2 protein-coding genes and 1 pseudogene are annotated in these 4,174 nt (G+C 30.9%); 1 reads left to right on the top strand and 2 read right to left on the bottom strand.

The window, feature by feature from the left end; genetic code table 11:
• Positions 1 to 282: 282 nt before the first annotated feature.
• Entirely contained in the window at positions 283 to 600 is a 318-nt protein-coding gene (locus ASC84_RS14040) for a hypothetical protein (protein WP_056515782.1), read from the bottom strand.
• 1,449 nt (positions 601 to 2,049) lie between these two features.
• A complete protein-coding gene (locus ASC84_RS14030; RefSeq protein WP_056515775.1) occupies positions 2,050 to 3,045 on the bottom strand; it encodes a hypothetical protein in 996 nt (331 codons plus the stop codon).
• Positions 3,046 to 3,257: 212 nt separating this feature from the next.
• Here ASC84_RS14030 and ASC84_RS23310 point away from each other — a divergent pair.
• Positions 3,258 to 3,437 (top strand): annotated as a pseudogene (locus ASC84_RS23310) (integrase); the annotation flags it as partial.
• Positions 3,438 to 4,174 lie beyond the last annotated feature (737 nt).

Genomic DNA, 4,174 nt, shown 5'->3' with positions numbered 1-4,174 from the left:
AGAATCAGAAAGCTTTTTTGAATCGAGATATTTCATACACAGATTATGCTTGAAAATCTTAATTTTTGCAGGATGAATATTGAATAAAAAGATGTATGTTTTTTGATTTATGAAAGAGGTTTAATGTTAACCATAATTATAATATTGAAGACATCTAAATCAAAAAGCCCATCTTTTTGATGAGCTTTGATATGTAGTGGATTACCATAACTTTGTGCACTATAGCTAAAATATGTAATATTTTAGCTATAGTGCACAATCAAGAGGATAATTTCTAATGAATCAATATGTTATATCTAAATTATAAAAAATACTTGTTAATTCTTTTGTTAAATATTCTAAAAACTTAAATTTTTCATTAGGTTCTGGAGCTTCAATTAACCAAAATGTGTATTTTATATTATCAACTATATATTGAATAGTTTGCCCTCGTATGGATATCGTTGCATCTAATGACTTTAATTCATTAATGATCATTAAACACCGCATTAGGAAGTATTCTTTTAAAATTTTATCATTTCCTCTTTCATAACCTAATAATACTAGTTTATAGACAGCAGAACTAAAGTCATAAATAGCTTGGTTAGGTGTTGATTTCATCAATAAAATCTCCTTTACAATGAATTAATAATGTGTTTATAACTGACTCCTATAATTTATCTACTTTTTAAGCAGGTCTGACTTTAAAATTGGATATCGACCAGAAATGAATGCTAAAGCACATTTCATATCTTGTCTTATTTGAATGGTAGAAGTTTCGTACATTTCAGCTACTTCACGGAGGAGGTGATCTAATTCAGCAACAAAAACAGCCAGAAGATAAAGATTTTCAAATTAGTGAGACTTACTTTAATAAAAATTCGATGTCAACAATTGTAGAAGCTTTAAATAAAGTACTCTAAATATTAAAATATTTATCCATTAAAACCGCCATTGTTGGCGGTTTTTTCCTAATAAACCTGATATCATTACTTAAGAATAGATTAAGACATTACAAAAGATTTAATTTTAAATCTTCTATATTTTTAGTTTAATTTTCCATAATTGGATTACTTAAATCTATTCAGGCTAATATAAATCTTAACTCTATACTCGCTGCAACTCGTGATAGTAGCATACTTTCAGATAAATTCTGACTGGACTATGTTTTATGATGCATAACAAGAATACTTCTGCCGTTTAAAGCAGAAGCATTAATAGACTTATTTAGTTAATGATGAACATACCATTTAGAAATATAGAACTTAAACAAAATAATTTCCAATCTTATAAAAAAGCCTTGAGAACAATTTCAAGGCTTCCCTTATAGAAGTGTAACCCAATTATTCTCATAGCAATTGCGACTCAATATATGAATCTTATCTCAACTTATTCCAAATAAAGCTTTTTTAGTTGATATATTCAGGGCTTAATACTCCACATATAAAGAATACTATTTTTCTTGCAGATTTGATTAATTCGAAATTTCCAAAAAATAGTTAATTCTATCGATAAAAAAGTAAGCAACATCCCATGATTTTGCTTTTTCTATAGTTAGAGGTAGATTATGTATCAAATTCAAAATCATACCTGCACTATAGAAATCTGAGGATTGTATTTTCAATAATGCTTCTCTTAAACAAAAATCAAATATCCTTTGCGTACTTTCAACGGGAATAGATGACAAATTATCTATCGCATCGCGAAGGAGCAACATACTCCACGTAGACCAAATTTCCAAGTTATGCCTTATATTTTCTTAACCTAAGAAAGTTTCAATTTATATTTTTTGTGCAACAAAGCCTTACCTTTATAAAAATTATAGGTTTTTCAATTGTAGTTAGTTAAAAATTAACTACAATTTTTATATCAACAACTTTTGTCAAAATCTCTCATCCTCCATTTTTTTCATCTCAACTAATAATTCATCACTAACCTATTTCAGGGCTAGACACGCTGCTCTTCCCTAATAGAAAAACAACGTTTTAAATTTTTCCCTCTCCCTACCATTTAAATCTTAATAGTATTTATTTTAAGTTTTAAAATAACTAATATTATCAATTGTTTTCATTAAATACGAAGCCCACACATACCAGCGATAATAATAATAGCAATAAGTGCACTTATTGTTAGCCCAATCCACCAAATCCTGTTAGCAATTTTGGTGCTAGTGCCGTGAGCAAGCAACACTATTCTAAGTCCAGAAATGAGATGGCTTAATACAAAAAAGACTCCAAGAATGTAGTGTGGCAAAAGCCTAATGTTCCATGGATCATTAATCAAGCCAGTTGGTGCACCCGTGGCAAAGTCCCATCCTGTTTGAATACCAAGGTATGTGCGGGCAAAAATGAAAACTGAATTCATATGACCTAGAATAAACAGGGACAAATATACACCACTCCCTATCTGGAAAATCCTTGGAAAGTCTACTTCATGTGCTGACCATTTCCATGCAAGCCATAGCCCACTTAAAATTTGGATTATCATGGTTGATACTAAGATAGCTTCAACCACTGGTATTCTATAAATCATACGTCCAATAGCCATCACTTCAGCATGTGCTTCTGGACTAATAAGGCCGAATAAGTGGTTAACAATATGGAAAAATACGAATAACGCAACAATAGACCCAGTAATTCCATGAAAAATTCTTAAATTGACTTTAATTGGAGGAGGCATTTGGAGGAGAGGTTTATTCTTCCCTGTGAGGGCAAAAAAAGATATTATTAACCATATAGTAATCCAAACCAACTCTTCTGGTATCGAAGTTCCTGCCATGTAAAGCAGAACTCCTGTCAAAACATAAAGTGTAGGTGCCGCTACTGTTAGATATGCTAAACGACGAGCTTTAAGGCTCGCTATATCCTTTGGGCGAGCCCTTCCCAATGAAACTACAGCAGCGAATCCTAATATTGGTACTGCTAAAGCTGCAATAAGAAATAAAATAGAAGGAATTATTGCATACAAGGATATAAACTCTTGCTTTGGCAAAACTGCATTAAACCCATTAAGGAATAATGGATAGAAAATTGCTGCTAATAGTGCTAGGTAAATACGCGAATTCATTCGGTAACTCCTCTTTGGTTATACAATAAAAAACATACCCTTAATTGAAATTAATAAGCATAAAAGCTGGAATTTTACTTTGTTGCGCAAACTTATCCATAAGGTCAGATTAGCAATATAATCATCAGATAACCCTGCACCTAAAATTTATGCTATGACCAATTGGTCTTCTTACTACCAAGCTTTGATAAATCGCGGAAACATCACGATATGGTTTTAGTTCTACTTTTCGTGACTAGTCAGCTGATAAAACCGATTCCCCTCATGAAGTCTGTGAACATGTATTAGCCCATAACTTAGCAGATGAGGTTGAAGCTACTTACTTGCGTGCAACCTATCTTGAAAAACGTAAATCTTTGATGACTGATTGGTCTGGCTTTTGTGATACATAAAAATAAAAGACATAAAATTAATGCTTCTACCTTAAAAGTTAGAAGCATTAATTACGCGATAGTCTGATAGATAAGTCTTTAAATCACATCCAATAAATTGATATTCACTTTTTAGATATAAATTAATAATCGATTCGACCAATTCATAGTCTGACCTAAATTAGTAATTAGCTCTGGACGTCCTAAATGATTATTTTGAATATACTCCCCCCGACCATGTCTCACGAAAGCTATAGGTTGACCCTTTAACCATCTATGTTTACTTCCAAGACCACCTGCCTGCTAAGTTTCGCCTATTAAGTTAGCAATTAGCACATAAATATAATCGGCTCGATTACTATTATTTATGAATTAACTTTTAATTGTTCTAAATCTTAAAATAATTCATCGCTAAACTCAAATTTTGAATTAGCATTCAGACACTTAATTCATTGTAAGCATAATCAAATTACACCACCATCAAGTTTTTGAGGTAACTTCTCGAAATTGTCAAAAATTAAACCTTGAATCATATGATTGATTATTAATGTTTTATTTATTCTTTATTAATAACCCGAGTGTTTAAAAAAAAATACATGATTAAATGTAATGCATATGCATGATTTAAAATCAATAAAAATTATTGTGACATATATATCATTATTTTTAATAATTGCATAATATCAACCAAAGAATGTTTCAGATTTATTTCAAAGTAAACAGAAACTCAATTCGCATCCTGGAATTATACGTTTAAG

This window comes from Acinetobacter sp. Root1280, from assembly GCF_001425285.1.
Lineage (GTDB): Bacteria > Pseudomonadota > Gammaproteobacteria > Pseudomonadales > Moraxellaceae > Acinetobacter > Acinetobacter guillouiae.
This window is presented reverse-complemented; position numbering and strand designations above follow the sequence as displayed.

Excerpts from the sequence above, each read along its gene's own strand:
- ASC84_RS14030 (WP_056515775.1), bottom strand. The coding sequence starts at position 3,045 with ATGAATTCGCGTATTTACCTAGCACTATTAGCAGCAATTTTCTATCCA.
- ASC84_RS14040 (WP_056515782.1), bottom strand. The coding sequence starts at position 600 with ATGAAATCAACACCTAACCAAGCTATTTATGACTTTAGTTCTGCTGTC.